Origin of the sequence: Acinetobacter lactucae, assembly GCF_013122135.1 — a bacterium.
Lineage (GTDB): Bacteria > Pseudomonadota > Gammaproteobacteria > Pseudomonadales > Moraxellaceae > Acinetobacter > Acinetobacter lactucae.
Genome location: NZ_CP053391.1, coordinates 1,230,575 through 1,254,791, shown reverse-complemented (window position 1 = coordinate 1,254,791; position 24,217 = coordinate 1,230,575). Strand labels below are relative to the sequence as shown.

Sequence of the window (24,217 nt, the reverse complement as noted above, 5' to 3'; positions counted from 1 at the left end):
TTAATAAATCCCATAATAAACACGAATCTTAGAATCATCCCAACCATACCCTGTAACAGAGATGGTTATCGTATCCCCTTCAATTTTACTGATCCAAATAAAATATTTATTCCATCTGAAAGTGGCCCTACCCCCACTGTCAGTATACCCGTTATTGTATTCACGAGTTGTCCATGTCTGAAAACCACAGAAAGAATTTTCATTACTAAAAATAAAAGGAGTACCCCCTAAAAATTTAGGGTCCTGAATTACGTATTCGTCTGTCACCCTTTCCTTTCTATCTACATCGATATACCCCATAATTTTTCCTAGGGTATCTGTAACATCTAAAATCAGTTCAGCGTTTTCATTAAATACCTGTAAACCCTGCGCCACTTTTGCCTCCTTTGACTTGCGCTTCATACGAAGCACAAACCAACTTACAAATAGTATTCCAACTATAATTAAACCAATAATTAATCCCATAGTCCTAACCTAACTCGCATAACGTTATTGTCGTCGTACACTTCTAATAAACTACCTGTAAGAACCATTCGAGCACCATTAGGATTTGCAGGGTCCCTATAGGTAGTAAGGGTTCCAAGCGTTGCACTAATTGCACTCAAGCTATCCGCATTGATCTTATTTGCATTGATATAGCCAATGGATGCGTTGTCTAAATACAAACCGGCAGGAATAACTGTGCCATTTGGTAATGTCATCGGAGTAGACTGATAACTAAACGCATATTTAGGGGTTACGGTCCCAGTGACAGTAGACGGCGCGCCGATTGCAAATCTGTTTGCTTGAATAATGAAATCGACAGTCTTACTGTCATTCTCAATGCCAACGCCACCGACTAAGTTACCTGACTGCAATTTCAAAGTTGCTCTTGCTTTCAAGCCATCAATTGATTCCTGTTGAGATTGAATTGAGGCTGTGTGTCCACCTACAGTGGTTGTTAGGTTTGTGATGCTTGTGGCTTGAGTTGAAACCTTTCCATCGATCGTAGTTACTTTGGCATCCAAAGTTGATAAGGCTGACGCTTCTGCTTTGTTGGCAAGTCCGTCACTCAAAGTTTTGATGTCTTGTGACCATGTGCCCCAAGTTGAAGCACTAGCACTACGGCGTTCCGCGGTAAGCTTAGAATCAGTACCACGTGCAATTTGAATGATTGGGCCGCCAGTAGCGTCGCCGTAATAAACGTAAGTCTCTAATGAGACATAAGTGCCCATTCCAGTTAGACCGATTGTTGAAGCCTGTTTGAACTCACGAACGATACGTTTAGGGTAATTTGTCCAATACCATGATGGCGGTTGGTTAGTTGAGCGAGTGTCGGTTACTTCAACATCTTTCAATAAGCCGCTCACAGATGCATTGAGCGAGGTAATGCTAGAACCCTGAGTGGTAATTGAGTTCTCGGTTACAGTTACTCGGTTGGCTAAGTTTGTAAGCGCCGAACTATCCGCCTTCGTTGATAAAGTGCCATTAATGGTTGTAATGCTGTTGTTAAGGGAAGTAATTGAGCTACCTTGTGAAGTAATCTTTCCTTCTGCTGTAGTTACTCGCGTATCAAGTGACGATAAAGCATTAGCTGTGGCATCGTTGGCGGCAATCGCATCGGCATCTTCAATGATGATGTAATCAAGCTCTGTCATGCCTGCTGCGTTCGAGTAGTTAGCAAGGAATTGGACGCTCAAAAATGCAGTTGCATTTGGCATCTGGCGAGGAGCTGCTAATGTCCAACTTCCTGTCGCCGCTCCTGTTGAACGCCCTTTGACGTATACTGTCACTTCTTGCCATACGTTGTTTGTAGGGCTTTGATTGATCACAAAGTAGTTTGAAGAACCAAAGTCCGTAGACACAGTATTGCTTGAGTTTACGTGTGAAATGCCGTCAAGCGCCAAACAACAAACTGCACAATAAACTGTTCCAGTTCCACTAAGACGACGATAACGCGCGCGGATACGATAAGTTTTAGTTTGATCAAATGGTAGTTTTGCTTTTGATCTCGCGTTTACGTGATCGTTACCTGCGTTGTTACCGAAACGGTAAACCTTGCCTCCAAGTGCAGAAGTATCGTCAGCTCTCGCAACTTCACCATTCTTTGTCCAGTAAATCCACTCGCTATCAGGATCTACATCAAGCGATGCAGACATGGTGATGCCATTGGCTACATTTTTTAGATTCGCAGTTAAGCTAGTGATTGATGATGTATTTGCCGTGATTTTGCCTTCAGCAGTTGTTACACGACTATCAAGATCAGTAACGGCAGAAGTGCTCGCTTTGGTGTTTAAAGCCCCGTTGATACTTGTAATACTGTTGTTTAGCGAAGTAATACTATTGCTATGCGAAGTAATAGTGCCGCCTTGCTGCGTAACTGTATTTGTCAGATTAGAGATAGCCGAAGCATTGGCAGTAATCTCTGTAGAAACATCTAACAATGACGGCTCTACAATTGCTGAAATACCACTAGATGCAAGGTCGGCTTCTGCAACTAAACTTGCTGACCAACCATTAATCCAATCATCTGGCGGAGTTGTATAACCGATTTCCGCATCAATATTAAAATTAGGATACTGCCAGTAAGCGTTTGGCGCTTGAGAAGTTAAGATGACTACTACTGTACCGTTACGAACACCTAAACGCACACGAGTTGGTAGCGTACCTGAGTTCACTACCCCGTGTTGAATAATGGAAGTGCCGGTATAAGCATAACCTCCGATATTCAAATTAATATCGGTCTTGCCAGCCAAATAGTTGTAACCAGTAAGCGCCAATCTAAACATCTTACTTGTAAAGGTAATTGGCGTCTGAATTACGATGTTACCGACGACATTTGCGCCGTTTTGCTGGAAAACCAACACTCCTCTAAATAACTTAGCTGCACCAGTGCCGCCCTGAATTTTAGGCAATGCAGCGTTCGCTGTATTAGTAGTCACCGCTAGGTTATTAGTCAAAGAAGTGATCGAGCTACCTTGAGAGCTAATATTACCTTCTGCTGTTGTCACTCGATTTGATAATGAGCTTATAGCCGATGCATCTGCTTTCTGTGAAAGCGCGGTATTAATGTTGGTAACGCTATTGTTTAAAGTAACAATATTGTTAGATGAAGAAGTAACACGACCATCAATATTGGTAACTTTAGAATCAAGCGTACTTAATGCAGATGAAGTTGCTTGCAAATCACTAGCTAATTTTTTATTGCCTGTGATGTTACGAACTTGGATATTAGTTACGTGCCACAATTGAGCCGCTGCATCTGCTGCTGCAATGCTTACTTGTAACCAAGGGCGCACTTCTACTGCGCCAGCAGGAATAGTGAAATAACCTTCAACCATCGTCCAAGTGGTTTTGTCTGTAGATTTCGCTGCAACCGTATACCAACCATTTACTGCCGAAGCATTACGAGTATTTAACCCAATAACTGCTGTAGCAGTTGCAGACGTATTAGGAGTAGCAAACCAACCTGAGACATAGAACATGTCACCAACATTACATTTTACGAATGGTCCGTAGTAACTGTCGCGATTGGTAAGCTTCAATGCCTTTGGAGATGGTGGATTAGGTGCTGCATCTGTTGCATCAACAATTACACCTGCGGTCCAACCACTTTTCGGGTCGATAAAGTCTGGATTAAGAATAAGATTCGACAAATCATTATTCGCAAGTGTGTTATTCAAGCTTGTAATGGAGTTGCCTTGGCTTGTGATGTTTCCTTCTGCTGCCGTTACTCGGTTAGAAAGAGTATTGACTGCGGATGCATCCGCTTTGTTAGTAAGCGTTCCGTTGATTGAGGTAACACTGTTTTTCAAGTTGGTAATGTCAGTACTTTGACTTGTAATAGTGCTGCCTTGTTGGCTGACTGTAGATGTTAAAGAGCTAAGTGCCGCAGAGGTTGCAAAACTACTATCAGCATCCGCAGTCGTTAAAACTGGTGAAACTTTATAGCCTTGAACTTCCCACCATCCGGCAGTGCCTGTATGCCCCGGTGCAATACCAAAACGCATTTGCTGAATAGTTGTATTGGACGTTAAATTGCAAATAACAGATACGAAATACCAATTACCATCCTTTGTAGGCATCATAGCCGCAGGAATGCCTAAAGCCGTATATCGCGAAGTAGTCCATAAACCATCTGCATATCCATACATTACAGGAATGCTAAGTGAGCCATTCGAGTCAGAAGAACAACGTACCCAGAATGAAATGCGGTAGGTGCGATCATTTGGAACTGCACTTAAACTGTAGTTAAAGCAGTTCACTGGAACCGATGTATCTTTACGGAATACAGTATTCCCAACTTTCCCCGTTGTGGTGGTTTTGAAGTATTGCTTCATGTCATAGCCATAATGGCTAATCCACTTTTCAGGGTTCGCTAAGTTGTAATCCGGAATTAACGAATCACTGTCAAATGAGTTAATCGAGTTGGTTAGCGAAGTGATTGAGTTACTTTGATTGGTCAACCCACCTTCAGCCGCCGTCATTCTGGTTGAAAGACCGCTTAACGCAGTATTCGCTGCTGAAATATTTCCTTCGGCCGTACTCATGCGCGAGCCAAGCGATGTAATTGAATTTGTCGCTGTAGCCAAACGCCCATCTACTTCTGTCACTTTGGTATCCAAAGTATTTAAAGCAGTTGCATTCGCTTGGTTACCAGCAATGGCTTCCGCATCTTCAAGAATTAAATAATCAAGCTCAACGATACCCGCTTGATTTTGATAGTTAGCAATAAACAAAGGCGAAATAAAGCCTGTCATTTGCGATGCCGTGCGAGGGCTTGCTAATGAACCTGAACCAGTCGCAGCGCCTGCTGAACGCCCTTTGTAGTACCCGACAATCTCTTGCCATTCATCAATCACAGGCGCATGGGCATTTACAACATAGTTGGATGAAGCCATGTTGGCCGCTTGGGTATTGCCAGTAGTTACATACCAAGCCTTATCAGAGGTTTTTTGTGCAATGCCTAGGTAAATTGTGCCACTGCCAGCACGACGGCGATAACGAGCACGGATACGGTAGGTTTTGGTTTGATCAAACGGGATCAAATTATTTGCATGCAACCAAATAGTATCGTTGCCAGCATTGTTACCGAGCTGAATTACTTTACCGCTTTGTCCTGTTGCTTCCGCAATAACATTGAACTCGCCTGTAGCTGCATAAGTTGTCCAATCAGCGAGTGGACTTCCAGCATTCATGCTAATTGTGGATGTTGCATTCGTTAAAGCAGAGTTAAGTGACGTGATGGCATTGGTATTTGATGTTACTTTGCCATCCACATTCGTAACTTTGGTATCAAGGGTTTGAAGTGCTGACGCATCAGCTTTAGTTGATAAAGCTCCTTCTGTTGAAGTCATTCGACTTTCAAGACTTGTTACACGTCCCGCAGTAGCGCTGTTTTGGTTAGTGGCTGTGTTGAATAAATCCGTCGCTTTGGCTTGCGTCGAAATAATCATTCCACTTGGGTCAGAACCCGCAATCCAAGTTGAAGGTGTTGTGTTGCTGCCAACTTGTCTCTCAAGCATCATTCTTTCAATAACGACAACTTGACCAGCAGCCTTCGCAGTAGGGTTGCCGATTAACAACATACAAGCAGCAGCACCGCCAGCAGGCACCGTAAAGACTCCGCTATAGCGGGTTAGTGTTGCTGTAATGTTGAAACGTAGACGAGTGGCGCTTACGTTGTACATCAACCAGTCAATCGGGTGAGGTGGCGTACCATCAACTGTTTTAGCAACAAAACTAAAGATGTATTTGCCTTCAGTTAACCATTGGCGAGGCACTTGCCCACCGCCAATATTGAAGTACATTCCACTGCCGCTTGCTGCGGGCATTGTGAACTGGAATACTCGAACGTTAACTGTATCAGTTGACGAAACAACCTCATAAGGCAAACCTGATACCCAATTAGTTGGCTTTTCGACAGGGTTTGAAATTTCAGGACCAAGAAGGTTTACACCTTGGTTTGGCAATCCATCAAAGCTGCTTTGTAAAGCTGTAAGCGCCGATGTGTTAGATGTAACTTTTCCATCAATCGTCGTAACTTTAGAATCTAGTGACTGTAGAGCGCTAGATTCAGCTTTATTGGCAAGAGAGCCGTTAATACTTGTGATGCTGTTATTTAGCGAAGTAATAGAATTACTATGAGAAGTAATCGTATTGCCCTGTTGCGTAACAGTATTCGTTAAATTCGAGATAGCAGAAGCATTGGCGGTAACATCCGGCAAGTAATCGTAAGAGCTTGGAATCCATGCATCCGTAGTGATTACATCGCCTTTGACCAAAACAGCCCAATAGATTGTACCTACTGTATTTTTATCGGCAGTTGGACGGTTGATCATGTAGAAGTTGATTACTTTGCCAACGCCAGAACTACTTTTTGTAAAAGTAATTTTGCGTACCACTTTGCCGTTTGAATTAGCGACCTCTTGTACGTACTGATTACCTCCACCCGCGTACACCGCTAGGTAAGAGCTATTGTCGCCAGCCCCACGGGTATGATCCGCGCACCACAATAAAGTATATTTGGCACCCACTTCCCAGTCTTCGCCTAGCTGATATACATGGTGCGGATAAGCCACGCCATTGTAAGTGCCAACTACATTGGATTTGATGAGAAGGTTCGTTCCGCCCTTTCCGCTCACAGCCAATGAGTTATTCAACGAAGTAATTGAATTACCCTGACTTGTGATATTCCCTTCAGCAGTCGAAACACGACTGGTTAAATTCGTAACCGCACTGGAATCAGCTTTGTTCGCAAGCGTTCCGTTAATTGAGTTAACGCTATTTTGAAGCGATGTAATTGAATCACTCTGATTTGTGATTTTGCCTTCCGCAGTTGCCATGCGTGTTGAAAGACCACTAACAGCTCCATTTGTGCTTGTAATATTTCCTTCGGCAGTAGCCATGCGAGAACTTAAAGAAGTAATCGATTCTGTGGCTGTTGTTAAACGCCCATCAATATTGTCAACTTTCGTTTGAGTGGTTTGAATTGCAGAAGCGTTTGCATCAAGCGCAGCCTGAGTGTCACGCGGACTTGGACTCCAAGCCGTCGCCTTATTGCCCGCCTCGATTTGCAATTTACGAATCGTTGGAATACGGCCAGTGCCATATGTGCCGTAAAATTCAATAGTGGAAACAGTCGTGCTTGCTGTGTTTGTTCGAGGGTTGACAGTTACCGAATACTTAATGAATTGATTCGGAATTACAGCAACAACCGAAGTTACGAAGTGGTGAGCTGAGCCGTTGGAAGAGTAAACTTGAACTGCCCCTGCAATAGGCACGCTCATTTCAAACGAAATCGTTACTGGCTTATCAAGGTTCTCATCGTAGAACGCTTTTAGTTCCGCACTACGTTCGTATAGCAAGTATTCCTTATTCGATGCTGCCGTTGATGTACGTGGTGCTTCTGAATTTGCAACGGCGTTTACGCCACCAATGGTCAATTGGCTATTGAAAGCGTCGATAGCGCCAGAAGTTGCTGAATCCGCTTCTGTTTTTGTGTAGAAGTTGTTTAATGCAGATGCATCTGCTTTGGTTGAAAGCCCGCCTTCTACAGTTGTAACGCGCCCTTGAAGAGCAGTAACAACATTGGTGTTGGTTGTAACGCGACCATCAATGCTAGTTACTTTTGTATCAAGAGACGTTAGTGCGGATGCATCAGCTTTTTTAGAAACGTTGCTGTTTGTGGTGGTTAGATCATTACGCAATGAGGTAATTGAATTACCTTGGCTTGTAAGGGTGCCTTCTGCATTGGTAACGCGTGTAGTTAGGTTGCTAACTGCTGTTGCGCTTGCATCTAATGATGCGTAAATGCCATTAAGGTCGGCCGAACCCGCTACCCATGGTGATCCATCCTTATTGTCTCCCACGTACTCTTCGATCATTAACTTATCCATAGTTAAGATCGCGCCAGCAGGCGTCAACGCGGCAGATGAAGCGCCGCCCGTATACAGCAGAATCGAAGCAGTTACCCCATCCGCATGAATTGGGGAAGATAGGTATAAAGTATATTTAACTAAGTCAGTCGTGAATGAAACGTTCTGCGTTTGAGTTGACGTCCATAACAAAGTGACAACTTGAACACTTGCACCACTTTGGTTAAATACGCGCAATGCAAAACGACCAATAAACCCAGCCACATCTGCTTTTGCGTAGAAGCTAAATAACAATTTAGTTCCACCGCGTACCGCTACAGGGGCTTGTCTCCCATCGCTATAGTTACCGATGTAAACGTAGTTGCTGATATTGGCAGTTAGGTTTTTAAAGTTATAAGCTTTTCCTGTTCTTAACGTCGAGTCAGCTAAGCTAACTTCAACACCTGACTTAGTTGCTGTATATGGCACAACTTGAGGGTCAGAGAAAGGAGCAATAAGAAGGTTAGACCCTTTGCCTGCACTAAGTTCCGACTTAAGCGAAGTAATCGCGCCCGCATTACTTGTTACTCTTCCATCAATGCTAGTGACTTTTGAATCAAGAGTATTTAAAGCGCTTGAATCGGCTTTTGTAGAAAGGGCGTTATTTGTTGCGACCAAATCATTTTTAATCGAGACAATGGCCGAGCCTTGAGCTGTGATTTGTCCTTCCGCCGTCGTAACACGGTTCGTTAAGGAATTTAAAGCTGTAGCGTCTGCTTTGTCTGAAAGCGTTCCATTAATTGAGTTAACGCTGTTATTCAATTGTGTAATCGAATTGCCTTGGCTAGTGATTACTCCCTCTGCATTGGATACGCGATTTGTCAACGCGTTTAAAGCAGTGCCATCGGCTTTATTAGTCAGGGTGCCATTGATTGTAGTGATGCTGTTATTTAGCTGAGTAATTGAATTACCCTGACTTGTAATAACTCCTTCATCGTTTGTTACGCGTGTTGTTAAGGTACTGATGGCAGAAGCATTAGCATCAAGGGCTGATTTAATAGCGCCTAAATCTGCTGGTCCTGCTGTCCAAGTTGAAGCGGGTTTGTCATCGCCGATGTACTCTTCTAGCATCAACATATCAATGAGAATACGTGAGCCTACAACGTTGTACGTACCGTTTCCTGTACAAATAAAACTAAATGCAAAAGCGTCAGCAGGCGCAGTTACCGCTTTAAAAGAAATCGTTCCGCCGTCATTTGTTGGCGTAACTCTTAAATTGCCAGTTGCTTGATTTTGCAGAGTAGCCTGAGCCGTTGAGACAGTACCGTCCGCCGCGCGTCTAAACCAAAGCAAAGAAATGTAAACGTCCGCTTGCTTTGCCACATCAAGATTTTTGAAATAAGCGCTAAGCATATAGCCCTTACCGCCAGTAATTGATCCTGCTGCCGTTGTATTTACAGTGCTCGTTGAAGCGGAGCCAAAATAGATATTTCCCGCTGCTGCCGTAAATGTGACATCGTAAGCTTTGCCTTTTACGCGCATTAATGAATTCACTAATGCGACTGTTCTGGAAGCACCAAGAATATTTGCAGATAGCTCTTGTGGATCAGAATAAGGCGCAACGATATTGTTAATACCTTTGCCAGTGCTCAATTCTGATTTTAGGGAAGTTACAGCCGAAGCCGCTGCTGCTGCATTTGTAACTGCTGTATTAGCAGTTTGTTGAGCCGTTGCAGCCGAAGTGATGGCATCTGCCGTTTTGCCTTCATTGGTCGTTAAACGAGAATCAAGCGAACTAATTTTTGAGGTATTTGCGCTTGTATTAGTGGCGTTAGTGGTAATTTGCGTTTGCAAACTAGCTAACGAGTTATTGGTGCTTGATTTATAAGTCTCGATATTACTTAACAGCGCCGCATCTTCTGACTTACGTTGTGTCGTTTCAGTAGTGAGGCCGTCTTTCATTTGAGAAATTGCAGTTGTACGAGTACTTGTTTCGTCTGCAATCTTTTGATTTAACTGATTTGTAGAGGTAGTTAAATCGGAAGCCACTTTTGATGCAGCCGTTGCTGCATCGGTTGCCGTTTTTTGCGCGTTGGTAGCGGTTGTTTGTGCATTAGTTGCAGCAGTATTTGCATTGGCAGCAGCCGTTGTTGCGCTTTCAGCCATAGATTTTGCTGTATCAGCAGCATTTTTGGCATTTGTCGCTACATTGCTGGCGGTTAAAGCTGTGCTTGCTGCTTGCTCGGCAGCATTCTTGGCATTGGCCGCTGTTGCGCTTGCTTCATTAGCAACCTGTTGAGCATTTGTCGCTTGTGTTTGTGCAGTGCTTGCTGCTGTTTGAGCATTGGTAGCTGCTGTTTTTGCCTCTGTGGCTGCTGTCTGAGCGTTACTTGCTGCCGTTTGAGCGCTATTTGCCGCAGTTTGTGCATTAGTAGCCGCTTGCTCTGCTGCTTCTGCTACATTGACCGTATTTTCGATTTTACCTTGAAGCTCTTGGGCAAGATCACTTTCAGCAATATGTCCAGAGATAAGATCTAATACAGCTTCAGGGTTAGCAATAGTTGTTCCATTAACCCATTCCGACCATGCTCCAACATTACCAATTTTATCTACAATTCGACCACTATAATATTGAATTAGATTTGGCTGTAAGCCTTGAACTTTATGAGTATTAGTTGGATAAGCGAACTGACCTAATGGCGCGATATTACTTACACCATCCGGAGAAACGCGAATTTCAACATATGCTGCATCTTGAGCCCCTACATTAGGAAAACTCCAATCCAACTGCATACCAAACAAAATACCAGTAGCACGGATAAATTCCAGTTTAGGAGGTAAACCCTTTTTACCTATTAATTCAGTAATTGATGAGTAAACCGGTAATGAAGAAACTTCAAATGCTGAAATTGCAGTAACTCGTGCTTGATAATTTCCTGAATAAACCCCCTGCACTTCTAAAGAGTTATTTCCTGTGAGCGGTAAACGAAGCCAAGAACCATTGTCTTTACGCCATTCAACAAAATATTTAACAGCACCTTTTGCCTGTTTCCAAGACAAAATCATTGTTGTAATATTAATACCTTGATTAACTTTATTTTCACTTGTAATTAAAATATCACTTACGGGATCCTGAATAGTTGGATTAATAACTGAAATTGGTACTTCTTCAAAATAGGCCCCACTATCTATTTCATCAAATTTCTTAGAGTTATATTGAATAGCATTAATCGTAAATTTGTTTTTCTCTTCCTGACGAATTGAAATAACCCTAAATTTCATTGTTGCTAAATCTTGAGCATCGATTACCCAAATATTTTCCGCAGCAATTGAACCTAAATCGAATGGTAAAGTGACTGTAATTACACGACCATTTATAGATTGAATAATTCTAGTTTGAGCTTTTCCGTTTTCACCATTAACAACCAAACGATCGCCTGGCTTAGCTACAACGTCATCGCGATCAATTGTTAGATTAACTCTATCTTCAGAAATTGTAGATACACGTCCGCCATTAGCACGTCCTGCAAACAATTCATCTGCAATTTCAATAACTCGACCAGGTTGTGGAATCCATCCATCTAGACCAACTTTAAAAGTTACAGTTCTTGTTTCAGACTGTTCAGACTTTAAAGCCCACAAACCAGCACGTTGTGCTTGTCCACGTGAAGTACACCCCCACGCATTTAAATCTAAAATGCGTACTTGACCAGAGTCTGAAATTGCCTGCTCATCTCGAACATATTCATATTCAGTTTTATAATGATTTGCTGGATTATCAAATGCGACTTTTACAACATTGTGGCGATCACGAGCACGTGTACCTGAATATTCAAATTCTCCAATCACGTTCGCGCGGGTATACGTAAAATATGTATCTTGTGGAATATCTGCATCACAGATAATACTGTTTCCATCCCAATAAGAAATTGCTCTAAAAACTCCAGCTAATTTTTTTAGAATTTCATAAGCTTCTTCTGCTCTTTGCAAATATACATTACAAGTAAAACGTGGCTCTTGTCCTCCTTGGCCATCATTTACAGATTCATCACAATATTGACCAAGACGGTATAAAGACCATTTATCAATCATAAATGGTGTAAGTCGATCACCTAAACCATATCGATCTGAGGTACAAATATCGTAATAAACCCAAGCTGGGTTATTTGAATATGCACTAATAAATGTACCATCCCACATTCCAGCATATGTTCTAGAAACCGGATTATAGTTGGAAGGGAGTTTAATTTTTGTACCCTTACATTCAACTGCAATTTTAGCAACATTGTTAAAGGTCTCTGCATCATATTGCAGACCTAATAGTGCTGTATTCGGATAGCGTAATTTTGCATCAATAATTTCAGTAACAGCCTCAATATACATTTTGTCACTGACATACTCAGAGGTTGAGTTTGGTGTAATACGGCGCACACGAATAAGCCAATCTGAATCAGCTTTTGGTAAATTAATCCGATGAGCACGTTCATAATTTGCGGAAGTTTTATCAGAGATTTTTGTTTTTAAAACTTCAGTCCAAGGCCCACCATCAGTTTGTAACTCTACTGCGTACTCAATGGTTACTCCTGAAACATCTCCACTCGTAGCATCTTGAGTTCGTAAAGGCCCCCATTTAAGTCGAATACGTAAAGCATCTAAATCTAAATTTTTAAAGGACTTAACCCATGGAGTGCCTGCTTTTAATTCAACATCAACTGCAGTTTCGCTCTCAACAGCAGGAAAACCTTCAATATAGTCTTGGTCATTTGTTCCTGAACGAAAATCAACTTTTACACTTTCAAAATTTAATTTGCCATTGTTATCTTCAAGGGGAGTATTTTCAAGCAAGATAGACTTATTACCGTTTGCTAATCCTTCAATCTCCCCCTCAGCAAGGCCATATAGAATATTTATGCGAGTTTTTGACTGTGCAGAATCAGGAGCGATATTTGGTTGTCGCGCTTGTCCGCTTCCTTTTTTTGAACCTTTTACAATTGACATAATAAATCTCACGCATAAAAAAGGCGCTGATAAGCGCCTATAACAAAATCTATTTTTTGATTAAAGTTGGTCTTCAGGGTACTGTCCTGCACTGATAATAAATCCACCAATTTCACGCTGACCATAAAGAACAGGTACAGGATTTCCTTGAGCTACTGTTGTTACAGCACTACCAAAACCTTTATTTGCTCGGTTACCATCTTGGTTTTGGTCCTGAGTAGTTGACACCGCGGGCATTAACATGCTTGAAATCCCACCTATTGCCATGCCTGCACCAGCGCCAATTAAAGCGATCCCCATATTTGTTGTCGCCCCACCTGTCCAAAAACCTGCAACAATAAGAGCTACACCTAAAATAGTTTGAACAACTCCACCACCAGCACCTACCACACGAGGCACAATATGAATGGTGTCGGCTTGGGTATTCATATCTAACTGATCTTCAGAGATATTATCTCCTGTAATCTGCTGTTTTGAATCTGCATCATAAATTGAGGAATGATTCTTTTTATATCTAGAATTTTTATTATTTAAAAATACGGCAAATTTAAGTCCAGACTCATGAGCACGTAACATAAAACTTTCAAAACCCGGAACTTGAACTGATAATGCACGCATAGCTTCACGAGTATTCACAATATCTAATTGAAATTGCTTTCCAAATTTTTCTGCTAATACACCATATAGTTTGATTGTTTTTAACATGAGATTATCCTGGATTTAATAAAGGAGATATTCAATCGAATATCTCCTTAAATTTAAAATTAGAGAGCTTCTGTTGGAGCTTGAGCTTCTTCAATTAAAATAGAGAACCCTGTTTCTCGATTATAAGTTAGGACTAAATTTTCAAGCGTCATACCTTTATTGAATTGAATAGCATTCACCTGATTACTAAATTGAGTTACGAGTTCTGCTTCCAGTACTGAAACTTGTTTTGCTGCTTGAGTTGCCATTGAAATTACCTCTTTAGAAAATAAAAAACCTGCGAATGCAGGTTTTAGGGATTTTGCCTTGCGGCGGTTTAATTCATTTTTTTGTGTCTTAAAATCTTCACGGTTCGATCTAACCATTGTGGCCCATAAATCTCTCTTACAGACTTACGCCCATAAGGATGATGAAGAATTAGAGATGAACCAATACATGATTCTGTTTGTTCAGATTTAAATCGTCCTTGGTCACCCAGCCAGATTAATGCATGATTAGGATGCTCTGTGCGCCCTACTCTACAAATAAGCATGTCACCATATTTAGGTTGTGATACTTCATAAAAACCAGCTTGTTCATAATTTTCTAAATAGAGTGAAGGGTGATCTTTTTGTTCCCACCAAGCATCATCGCGATCAAAATCAATTAATGAAATATCGAGTTCACGGCTATAAAAATCACGGATTAGTGAATAACAATCTTGCCAGCCATGGTAATAATTGCGTCCTACAAGCGGTGCTTTATAGCCAGATGGTTCATATATTTGAAAATCGATATTTGGATATGAACAAATCACCCAAGGTTTTTTATGTAATTCAATTTGTGTTAAGTCTAATTCCGAAGCACGTGTAGTCCCATCTGGATGACTATGAACATACGCCTGAATTTCACCTTGATCTTCAATCATAGATAAATCTTCAGGATGAATTTCAAATTGATCATTTTGAGTAGAAATATTACGACAAGGAATATATTGGCGATCTACAATCACGCCACAGCATTCAAGTGGATAGCATTCATCAGCATGCACCATAATTGCTTTTTTAATTTTTGCTGAAAGTTTCATAATGGACCTGCTTTACATCAAGTTTGAAGCTGGAAAGCCGCCGTAAGATAAAGGCTGATTTTCACCAAAATGCAACCGACAATCTCGTAAACGACCTCCACACTTATCTTGGGCTGGGTCATCAGTGAGTTCACCTTTTTCTGTATACATTGCCGTGCCTGTATAGCCACACTCTTCACCTCGATAACGTCCTTTACAAGCCCATTCGCAAAGTGAAGTAATCTGCCTAACAGGGATTTCTCGCCCTTCATTATCTATCGGATTAGAAAGTTCAAATGTGACTTGCTGAGCATTTTCAGACGTTTTCTGTTCTATGTACCAAATCTGTTCTTTTGATTCATTTGCTGCATTTGTATTACCAGAAGAAAAGTTTGAAGCATCTAAATATTTAGCCATTGTGGTAATGACTTTTAATTTAGCATCAGCGAAATCTTTAAATTGTAAACAATAAGCTGAAACAGCTCCTTGAATACCATTAATATTATTTGCAATTGCTAAAGTTGGACTAGATGCTTTTCCATCTGAACGCAATTCTAATTCAGATACTTTAATTGCTAATGGTTCATAAGTTTCACCTTGCCAAATAATATTTGGCTTCCATTCACCATTATCTTTAAAACTAGCATGGCCATGAAATCGCAAAATACCCGCTCCAAGATTCCTTGCATCTAATTCATAAAGAGTAATTAGTCCATCTACTTCAAGTTTTTGAAAATCACTGACGAGAGACATTTTAATTTCCATAAAAAAGCCCCTTTTAAGGGGCTCATAAGTGAATAAATATTTAAGGATAATAAACTTGGGTAAACGTTGTAGTAATACGCCACCAACCACCACCTAAATGGACAGGTTGATATTCACCCACTTTTACACGTACTTCACCATCTAATGGCGAATCCCAAAGGAATGATTTTGAACCCTTATGTAGGTCAAAAAAGTTTTTGATCTCTATAATATTTTTTTCGACATCAGTTTTAGTGTATTGCCACTGCCGAGAACAATTATTAATACCAATACTTACGGTTTGTTCATAACCATCCCCAAAATTCGTATTTAAGACATTAAATGTATTTTTTTGGGAGTTACCATCTAAATCTTGAGTCCAAATAAACTTAAGTGTACTCATAAAATATTCCTAAAATATACAGAGCAGCTATATAAATACTTATTCACACAATATTTAAATGATAAATAATTTATTATTTGCTCTATTAAAATACAAATTAAAAATAAAAGACTAAATGAGATTTATTAAAATAATTCAAACCAAATATTAAGCTTACATTTCATAAAAAGCTGAAAATTTCAAAATAAGAGTATTAGAAATAAAAAAGCTAACTTTAATTCTAAAGTTAGCTTTTAATCTTTGCATCGAAATCACATTTCGACCATCTTAGTTACACTATACTTTAGTTTTCAGAAGAAAGAAACTATAAATTAATAAATTTTATTTAAAATATTTAGTTCAAATTATGTCAAATTTAATAATCTCATTAAGCTATTATTTTTTAGCACTAAGTTGATACTTTTTAACCACGAATCGCATTATATAAAATCCGACCTTGGCGTAATTCCTGAAGTAATACTTGTCGAATTGTATTCCCAAGCACTTCTCCAACTAATTTATATTGCCCAGATGAGTCGACCTGACTACTACCATCTGAGTTTACTGTCACATTTACTGAAACAGGAGCATTAATTGCATTTCCCGTTGGAGGTAGTTCAGCAAGTTGAGGCACGATAATTTGACTTGATTCTGTTTGAGGCAACTCACCTGTCTGGTTCATATAATGAAGATTATCCAAGCCAATCTTTTTAGCTGAAGATTGCTTAATCATGAACTCTTCATTGGAAGCCCAAATAGGAATACTATCACTTAAACCATTTCCCAAGCCTCTAATTTGTCCACCAGTTGCAAAGCCTTGCGGGGTAACAGCAGACACAGCCGCTTTCAATACACCTGTTTGAGCTACAGCCATAGCCACTGCGGGTATGTTATAAGGAAAAGCTGCTGATGCCCATGCTTTACCAATTGCTTCAGAACTAGATAAAATTACACTTGCCAATGAAAAACCTTTTTGCATGGCAAACAGCGTTCTATATGTATTAGATTGCTCTCCACCGAAAGCTTTAGCTAACCCAGCCATATCTCCAAACATGGTTGCATAATTATTTAAATTTTCTACATTTAAACTATTTTGTAACTCTCGAGACTTTGTATCATATTCAACATCCATTGCGAATTTTGCATCGACATATGCTTGATGTGCATCTTCAAGCATTTGATATTTATCAGTCTCTGATAAGTTTTCATTACTATTAATTGATTCATTTATATTTTGGTATCCATCCCACAAATTAGTCTGTTTAGTTTCAAATTCATTTTGAAAATTCCAATTTTTTAACTCATCTGGAGTAAGAGTTGTTCTCGCCCAAGTTTCAGTACTAGATTGATTCATTTGATCAATTCTATCTTTAGTACTTTGAATCGCCTGATTTTGAATCTTTATTTTTTCATCTTCTGCAGCTATATAACTCTCTATTGCTTTGTCATATTCCTTCTGACGAAGATCTAATAATCTTGTTCGTTCAGGTCCTTCTGGAATAGTTTTAATAATCTCAGCCTTGTCATCGTCACTATCTGCTAAGATTCTCTCCAGCTCAGTATAATATTTTCTTTTTAAAGCTTTTTCATTCGCAGCTTGAGTAAGGGATGCTTGATACTGCTCATCATCAGAATTTTGTACATTTTTTAAAGCCTCTAATGCATAACTTTCATCTCCATTTTTCCCAAGCAATAAGTTAATTTTATTGTAATAATTATCTCGTTTCTTGTGATGAGGTCGGGCGTTGATTTTATTACCGTCATAATCCCAACGAATAAAGTTATTACCCACCGTATTCTCTAATTCTTTATAATCAGCATTTTTCATTAATGCCTTTTTAGATTTAGCAAATCGCTTATTTCCTAATATCTCACTGATAGCATATTTTGCCTGAGCATTTAGAGCTTCTTGTGTTTGTTTAATATTACCAGAGCTATCAAGGAGTCCTTTTTTTGATAAAAGACTTATTAGGTCTGTCGCTCTATCCTTTTGCCAAGAAAAAATTCCTACGTTAGTAAAACCATTATTGTGATCTTTATGACTACCAAACATTTTCGAACTACGGAAATCATTTTCCCTTCCAACCTCCGCAGTAAAATATTTAGCCTGTTTCTCATTCAACACACCTGTGCTCATAAAGGCTTGATAAACGCTCAGCATATTTTTATTTACAGGATCCATAACAGCACTAGTCATAGCTTGCTTTTTTGCTAACTCTGCTTGTTTTTTCGCTTCTTCAGTTGATCTTTGTTCTAGTTTTAATTTGTCTTCTTGCTGGCTTTTAAATTGTTTATTTAAATTTAATAAGTCTAAAGAGGCTTTCAAATCTTTTTGGGCTGTTGGGGTTGCCATCTGCGCAAAGTCATAATTATATCGTTTCCCCCACTCATAAACTTTTTCCATTTGTTCTGAAGAAAACTTTTTGCCATACTTGTCGAAAAGTGCTTGCTGACCTTTAACATCCTTATATTCAGTATTAAAAGTTTTTTGATATTGTTCATAACCGACTTTAGCTCTATTTGAAGCTAGTTCAGCAGCATAAAACTCTTTATTTAAATTCCCTTGTTTTTTTGTTGCTTCATCGGTTGACTTTAATAAAGAGTTGATTACTTCTTTTTGTTTTGTAAATTCTTGACCGACTTTAATTGAAGCTGCTGCTTGCTCATCAATTCTTGCTTTTGATTTTTCAGATACGCCAGATAATTTATTAATTTCAAAAGCAAATTGACTAGTTGTCATTTGCCCTTCTTTAAACTTCATAGCTAATTCACTAGCAGTTCGAGATGCCTCAGTAGTAGAACCATCCAGACGTCCAATAGCAATAGCCATACTAATTAACGTACCCTTCGATTTTTCATACTCTTGATTTAATTCTTCTAATGATTTTTTTTCAGCACGCATCTGAGTTCTTTGCGAGGCCGTATCTAACTCTTGATATTTTTTAATTATTTCAGCAATTGAAACGCCCTGTTCATTTAAAGATTTAGCAGCCTCATCATTACTATTTTTCATAAAGAGAAAAGCTGCACCGGCAGCAAGAGCTTGTACAGCCAGAAGACCTAAACCGACAGGTCCTCCAAGAAATGCCATAGCCCCTCTTAATACACCCATTGCAGTTGTAGTCTCTAATGAAGCTACTGTAACACTTGCAAAAGTTGCAACAGTGCGTACACCTTCAATTGCCCACATAGCAAACTCTTTGGCTACCATAGCAGCTTGTACTGCAAGTTTAACGCTTAGAGCAGCCCCCAAACCAACTGCTGCTGCAGTAATGGTGTCCATATGAGAAGTGACAGCAATAAATACAGGCATAATTCCATTGACCATCGTGGCTTGAAGACCCTGCCATTTCAAATCCATGATTTGTAAGTTTTCTTTGGCTTGTGTTAGTTTTTTTATCATCGCATCATCCATAATGATGCCAGCTTTTTGTGCTGTATCTCCCCATTTTTTAAATCCAGCCCCACCATTTTCCAGTAAAGGAATTAACGCAGTCGAGTCTGAAATAAGGGCTTCCATATAAAACCGCATGCTTTCCTGACTAACATTTGCTTTAACAAGAGAATCATAATAAAGCTGTAACGCATCTGGGCCTGAAAGTTTTTGGAATTGAGAAATTGTTACCCCAACTTGAGGTGCAATATTTTTAAAGAAATTAGCTAATGGACCACCTCCTGTCTGTTGGAAATTGCCGATATTTTGTTGCATGCCTTTCAAGTGGTTTGCAAACTTATCCATGCTAATTCCTACAGTTTCAGCACCCTTTGCGTAGTACTGAAAAGACGAAGTACTTGTGTTGGCTAGCTGAGCCAATTTTTTGATTTCACTACCTGTATCAATTACGCGTGTTACGGTTGACGTGAGTCCGGCAACAATCTGGTTATTCATGAAATCACTGACAGATTTCATGGTAGAACCTATAGTTTTGAAACTTTGAGCAATAGTTTCACTAGCTGATTTCGCTTTACGTTCTGCCTGGTTAATAGGCTCAACAAAATTACCAATATTAACAACTAGGTCTATGCTTAGACTTCCTAAGTTAGTTGTAGCCATACTTATCTCCAGGCAAAAAAAACGACCTTTCGGTCGTCAATGATTAAATTATGATTTAACTAGATTTCAAGTTACTGCTTTACTAAATTGGGTATACTTTACAAATACTAGAGTTAATCAAGGCAATGAAACAAAAATTATTACTGCTATCTTCTTTTTTTTAATTAACCATTCTTTTGCAATAACAGTAGATGATTTGGAAACAAAATCGATATTCCGTACATTTTACCCATCTATGTTTCATGCTATGTTTGAAAGTAAAGATGAAGAGGAAATTAAATTTCCCCATATTGGAATCGAAGAAAATAACCAAGAATATTTAGCCATACTCCATCCCGCGGAAGTCTTTAAAAATAACTCTGGTGAAAATAGATATTTAATTTTTGTTGAAAAACATGAAATTGGTAAAGCAGTAAGTGAAATTAAAAACGGAAAGCTTGTCGAAAAAAGTTCAAATTTCTATGAGTTTAGTGAAGGTTGTCATGCCTGTGAAGGTAATGCTGACCTCATGATTTTTAAGAAAAATAATCAAGATAATTTTGATTTAGTCTCTAAAAATAGAGATTCATACACTCCACCAAGTCAATATGGAATTAATAATTTAAATATTGAAAATCTAGCATCAAGAATTGTCAAAATAGGTAAAAATGATGTCGGTTTCTTCGACGAATCATATACCTATTCAAATTATGGCGGATCAGATACTTTACTGCATCTTATTAAATTAGGGAATGATGCTATTCAAGGATACAATATTGATATTATTGAAGGAAGTAATGAAGGCACTTACGACCAAAACTCACCTTTAAATTATAGCTTCAAGAGTGAATATAAAATTAAAACGGATCAACCTGATTTAAACAATTACCCTATTTAAATTAAATTCAAAAGAGATATTTTAGATGAAAAAACAGATAAATTTATTAAATATAATAAAATCAAAACATATCAATTTAATAATTCTAAAAATACATACAGTATTACATCAGAAAAAATTTATTAATTTATTTTAAAAAAGCACTTTTCTCAAAGTGCTTTTTTATGTTTTATAATTAAAGTAAATTTTTCATTTTTTTCATACGTTCTTGCTCAAAAGTAAGCGCGGGTGGTTTATCAAAGTGTGGTAAATAATCATAAATTTGAAGCCCTTTTACACCCTTAGATGATGCAAACATGAGTTTCATTTCTGCCATTACTTCTTCTAAACGTAAACCTATGTTGAGGCTACCTCTTTTTTGTCGGTAAGCGGCCCAGGTTCTAATTTCTTTGTGGGTGAAGGTGGTTTTGACTTCTTCAATTGATCTTGAGGTTGCGATTGCGATTTCGATGAGGAGTTCTTCTCTGTCGTCGATTTCAATGTCTGCTTTCCCATGACATTAATTTCAACAATTTTAACCCAAATGATATCAACTAATGCTTGGCTAAAGTGTAATCGTACTTCATCCTCAGTGAAAGTAGGAACACCATGCTCATCTGTAATACAACTTGCTAAAATACCTGCTAAAGCCTCTTTATTTTCTCCGTATGCTTTCATATTTGCTACAGCAGATTGATAGTTAAAAGGTTTAATATAGGTTGTAAACTCTGATTCTTCACCATTTACCAGAACTTGAACTGTTACTTGTTCTGGCTTACCAAGCAAAATGCCTGATTTGATTTGATCCGCACTTAGTTTCTTCATTTTTAATTTTCCAAAAGAAAATAAGCCTGCTAAGCAGGCTTATTAATAATGCTAAAAAAACCTTAAACGGTTTTCAATGTATCGAAAGCTGGGGTTTGGCGCTTCATTGGAATAGTATGGTTTACCAATGAATCTTTATCGAAAATTGGTGGGCCTTTTCGTAATTGGGCTTGAAATTGTGTCCAAGAACGACCTTGTGGCACTGTAACAACATCGCCCTGTAAAGTAGGTGCAACCGTACCATCCGCCCATCCCACGAAAACATCAACTTTTGCTTTGTTTTGTGCCAAATTCAAAATCGTAACATGGGTTTCATTTTCAGGATCAGTATTGATTTTCAAACTACCTTCACCTGGTTTAACCAAACCATATTCTGAAGTTGAAGATTCACGTTCTTCCATACATGTTGTTTCAATTTCAGTAACACTATCATCGCCTACCGACAATTCAGTAATACATTCAATTTTAGTTAATACAGCTGGTGAACCATGTTTCACCCATGTTTCAGTACCTTGTGTTAATACGCCCATGATTGGACTCCTTTTTTAACGACGAAAAAAACCTCGCGTTTGCGAGGCAATAAAATTTTAGAATTTGTGAAATACTATATAGCTCTAATATATAAATTCTGTCTTAATTACCAACAGCTCTCTAATAAACTGTATTACAATTTATTTATTAATTCACTTTTAAGCATTTTAATCATTAATTCTTTAGCATTTTTTTGAGAAGTTGCTTTCTTTTCAACATCCTCTACAATTTGATTAATTCTCTTATCATCTGATAATTTCTTTAATTTGTTTTGTAGATTAGTCAAACCACTCATATTTGCAGACATAAAATTACCTAAACAAGTAAAAATCACTACATTATCTATTGATAAAAAATAAAATCATTAAAAAACACGTTATTTAAAAATATTATTTTGATGAGATTTACTACGTGTACGCCTTGGCTTATCTTGATTGGTTAATTTATTAGATTTTCTCAGCACATCTGAATTAATAACCTTAACTAAATTGAGCTTGAGTAAATCATCTACATCTCTTTTTTCAAGCTCAATAATCTCATTGGCTATATAAACAATTCGATTATGCATACATGTAGTTAAAAACTGGACTTTTACGTTTGACATATTTTTTCCAATAAAAAAAGAGCTAGACTTTAAATCTTGCTCTTCTAATGACTAAGATAATATAAAATACTTTTACCAGTTGATATAAAATTATTTTTCTTTTGGCTTTGAATCTAAGTAAGAAATAATATTTTGATCAACTGTTTGATCTTCAAAATACTTTTGAAGTAATTTATTATTTTGCTCGATAGCAGAATAAATAAGAGTATCTTTATTTTCAACCTTTTGAATCAATGTGTTGTTCTGCTTTACCAACTCTTCCATCACTTCGAGTAACTTTGAGCAACAGTAATTTTGTTCTTCGTTCAAGTTCATTATATTTACTCTCTAACCATTTACGTCTTTTAGCACAACCTATACAACTCATAATAAATACCCTTCCAGATTTATTACTAATAAAAAATAAAGCCATATCAACTTAATTTGATATGGCTTTATATGCTGCATTTTTACAGCAAAACTCAAATAACGCTTTAAAAATTTAAATTCATATAAAATAATTAAAGAACGTTGATTTTTAGATTTTCCATAAATAAAGAACAATTTCTCTAAAAATTATTATCTATGTAAAAATTTAATATATGAATTATTCTTATAGATACGACAATAAAAATTAAAAAACAATTTAAACAAAAAAGTCGCACCACAAACAAAATTTGCAATACGACCATCTTATAAAAACTATACACTTTTTTTCACAATAATGAAAACCCTATAATTGTAACTCTTTGTAAGTATCTTTCCGATATTCACGGATAGTATCCTCAGCTTCTGCAATAGCAGATTCAAGCGCAAGCTGCATCAACTTCTCATATGGCTTCCAACTCATTCTATAAACATCTGCGGACATCTTATAAGCCGTAATACCTGCATAATAAAGTCTACCTTGAGCAGTAAAGTTTTTTTCAAGATCAGGATTTAGAGAAAAATCGATAACCATGCGAGCAATAAGCCATGCTAAATGGTGAATAGCAATATATTCAGGTTCTCTTTTTTTATCTTTTTCAGCCTCTTTTAACATAATTAAAGCTAAATGATTTCTTATAAACTTATAGTCCTCTTCTGATTTTCCATTATAAATAATTAATGAAGATACTGATTTAGCTAATTGAGTCTCCATTTTAGCAATTGCCCCTAACCTATCTTGATAATTAATAGCGTCCTTACTAGGGGTATGTCCAACTCTTGAAAAGTCCAATGATTGTGCTGTTAAGCCTCGGGATAACCATTGAAACTGAGTAAACTGATTCATAATACTAATATCAATATTCATTCATTAACCCTCTCAAAATATACACAATCACGATCATTACTAATATCGAAAAAATAAAACCCAATCCAAAGGCGAAGCCTCTTCGCATCCATTCAATCACTGCCCCATGGTTATATTCACCGACCAACCATTGCATCAAAAACTTAACAGCAAAATAGAAGGCAAATGAGGTAACTATTACTAAAATAATTTGATCAGTTTTCATTACATTAAGCCCTCAGTACATTTAGTTATTAATAAGCGCCTATAAAGTTCTGTACTAAATAAGCATTTAAAGTGCTTTTTCTGTAATTTCCGTTCATGAGCAAAATCTTTATTACTCTGGATAGGCAATTCCACATTCTTCAAATCGCTCAAATTACTTA

17 protein-coding genes are annotated in these 24,217 nt (G+C 38.2%); 1 reads left to right on the top strand and 16 read right to left on the bottom strand.

Going from position 1 to position 24,217, the window contains the following annotated elements:
• From HLV59_RS05780 to HLV59_RS05745, 8 genes are all read right to left on the bottom strand, one after another.
• Entirely contained in the window at nt 1-465 is a 465-nt protein-coding gene (locus HLV59_RS05780; protein ID WP_171429523.1) for a hypothetical protein, read from the bottom strand.
• Nucleotides 456-12,833 carry a TipJ family phage tail tip protein gene (gpJ, locus tag HLV59_RS05775; protein ID WP_171429522.1) on the bottom strand — a complete coding sequence of 4,126 codons (12,378 nt, stop codon included), beginning with the start codon at nt 12,831-12,833 and terminating at the stop codon, nt 456-458. Before gpJ ends, HLV59_RS05780 begins: the two co-directional genes overlap by 10 nt.
• A gap of 60 nt (nt 12,834-12,893) precedes the next feature.
• Nucleotides 12,894-13,538 carry a tail assembly protein gene (locus HLV59_RS05770; protein WP_171429521.1) on the bottom strand — a complete coding sequence of 215 codons (645 nt, stop codon included), beginning with the start codon at nt 13,536-13,538 and terminating at the stop codon, nt 12,894-12,896.
• 59 nt (nt 13,539-13,597) lie between these two features.
• The gene (locus tag HLV59_RS05765) at nt 13,598-13,786 is read right to left on the bottom strand and encodes a hypothetical protein (RefSeq protein ID WP_133747016.1); all 189 of its coding nucleotides are present in this window, start codon (nt 13,784-13,786) and stop codon (nt 13,598-13,600) included.
• Between the two features lie 68 nt (nt 13,787-13,854).
• Nucleotides 13,855-14,604, bottom strand: a complete 750-nt coding sequence (locus tag HLV59_RS05760; protein WP_171429520.1) for a C40 family peptidase — start codon at nt 14,602-14,604, stop codon at nt 13,855-13,857.
• A 12-nt stretch (nt 14,605-14,616) separates the two neighbouring features.
• On the bottom strand, nt 14,617-15,336 hold the full coding sequence (locus tag HLV59_RS05755) for a phage minor tail protein L (protein ID WP_171429519.1): 720 nt from the start codon (nt 15,334-15,336) through the stop codon (nt 14,617-14,619).
• Nucleotides 15,337-15,388: 52 nt separating this feature from the next.
• Nucleotides 15,389-15,730 carry a phage tail protein gene (locus HLV59_RS05750; RefSeq protein ID WP_171429518.1) on the bottom strand — a complete coding sequence of 114 codons (342 nt, stop codon included), beginning with the start codon at nt 15,728-15,730 and terminating at the stop codon, nt 15,389-15,391.
• A 403-nt stretch (nt 15,731-16,133) separates the two neighbouring features.
• Nucleotides 16,134-19,763 carry a coiled-coil domain-containing protein gene (locus HLV59_RS05745; RefSeq protein WP_171429517.1) on the bottom strand — a complete coding sequence of 1,210 codons (3,630 nt, stop codon included), beginning with the start codon at nt 19,761-19,763 and terminating at the stop codon, nt 16,134-16,136.
• A 247-nt stretch (nt 19,764-20,010) separates the two neighbouring features.
• On the opposite strand from HLV59_RS05745, the gene HLV59_RS05740 reads away from it, so the two are divergent.
• Nucleotides 20,011-20,640 (top strand): hypothetical protein, encoded by a 630-nt coding sequence (locus tag HLV59_RS05740; protein WP_171429516.1) that lies wholly within the window; start codon nt 20,011-20,013, stop codon nt 20,638-20,640.
• Between the two features lie 175 nt (nt 20,641-20,815).
• Here the strand turns inward: HLV59_RS05740 and HLV59_RS05735 are convergent, their stop codons facing one another.
• The 8 genes from HLV59_RS05735 to HLV59_RS05700 all read right to left on the bottom strand — a co-directional run bounded on the left by HLV59_RS05735 (nt 20,816) and on the right by HLV59_RS05700 (nt 24,057).
• Nucleotides 20,816-20,956, bottom strand: coding sequence for a hypothetical protein (locus tag HLV59_RS05735; RefSeq protein WP_171429515.1), 141 nt, complete (start codon nt 20,954-20,956; stop codon nt 20,816-20,818).
• Between the two features lie 20 nt (nt 20,957-20,976).
• On the bottom strand, nt 20,977-21,444 hold the full coding sequence (locus tag HLV59_RS05730) for a phage tail assembly chaperone family protein, TAC (protein WP_171429514.1): 468 nt from the start codon (nt 21,442-21,444) through the stop codon (nt 20,977-20,979).
• 62 nt (nt 21,445-21,506) lie between these two features.
• Entirely contained in the window at nt 21,507-21,974 is a 468-nt protein-coding gene (locus tag HLV59_RS05725; RefSeq protein ID WP_133747023.1) for a phage tail tube protein, read from the bottom strand.
• A 134-nt stretch (nt 21,975-22,108) separates the two neighbouring features.
• Complete coding sequence (locus HLV59_RS05720) at nt 22,109-22,282, bottom strand: hypothetical protein (protein WP_171429513.1); 174 nt, start codon at nt 22,280-22,282, stop codon at nt 22,109-22,111.
• Between the two features lie 69 nt (nt 22,283-22,351).
• Complete coding sequence (locus HLV59_RS05715; protein ID WP_171429512.1) at nt 22,352-22,579, bottom strand: hypothetical protein; 228 nt, start codon at nt 22,577-22,579, stop codon at nt 22,352-22,354.
• A 90-nt stretch (nt 22,580-22,669) separates the two neighbouring features.
• On the bottom strand, nt 22,670-22,894 hold the full coding sequence (locus HLV59_RS05710) for a hypothetical protein (RefSeq protein WP_171429511.1): 225 nt from the start codon (nt 22,892-22,894) through the stop codon (nt 22,670-22,672).
• Nucleotides 22,895-23,291: 397 nt separating this feature from the next.
• Nucleotides 23,292-23,852, bottom strand: a complete 561-nt coding sequence (locus HLV59_RS05705) for a hypothetical protein (RefSeq protein ID WP_171429510.1) — start codon at nt 23,850-23,852, stop codon at nt 23,292-23,294.
• The gene (locus tag HLV59_RS05700; protein WP_171429509.1) at nt 23,842-24,057 is read right to left on the bottom strand and encodes a hypothetical protein; all 216 of its coding nucleotides are present in this window, start codon (nt 24,055-24,057) and stop codon (nt 23,842-23,844) included. Before HLV59_RS05700 ends, HLV59_RS05705 begins: the two co-directional genes overlap by 11 nt.
• Nucleotides 24,058-24,217 lie beyond the last annotated feature (160 nt).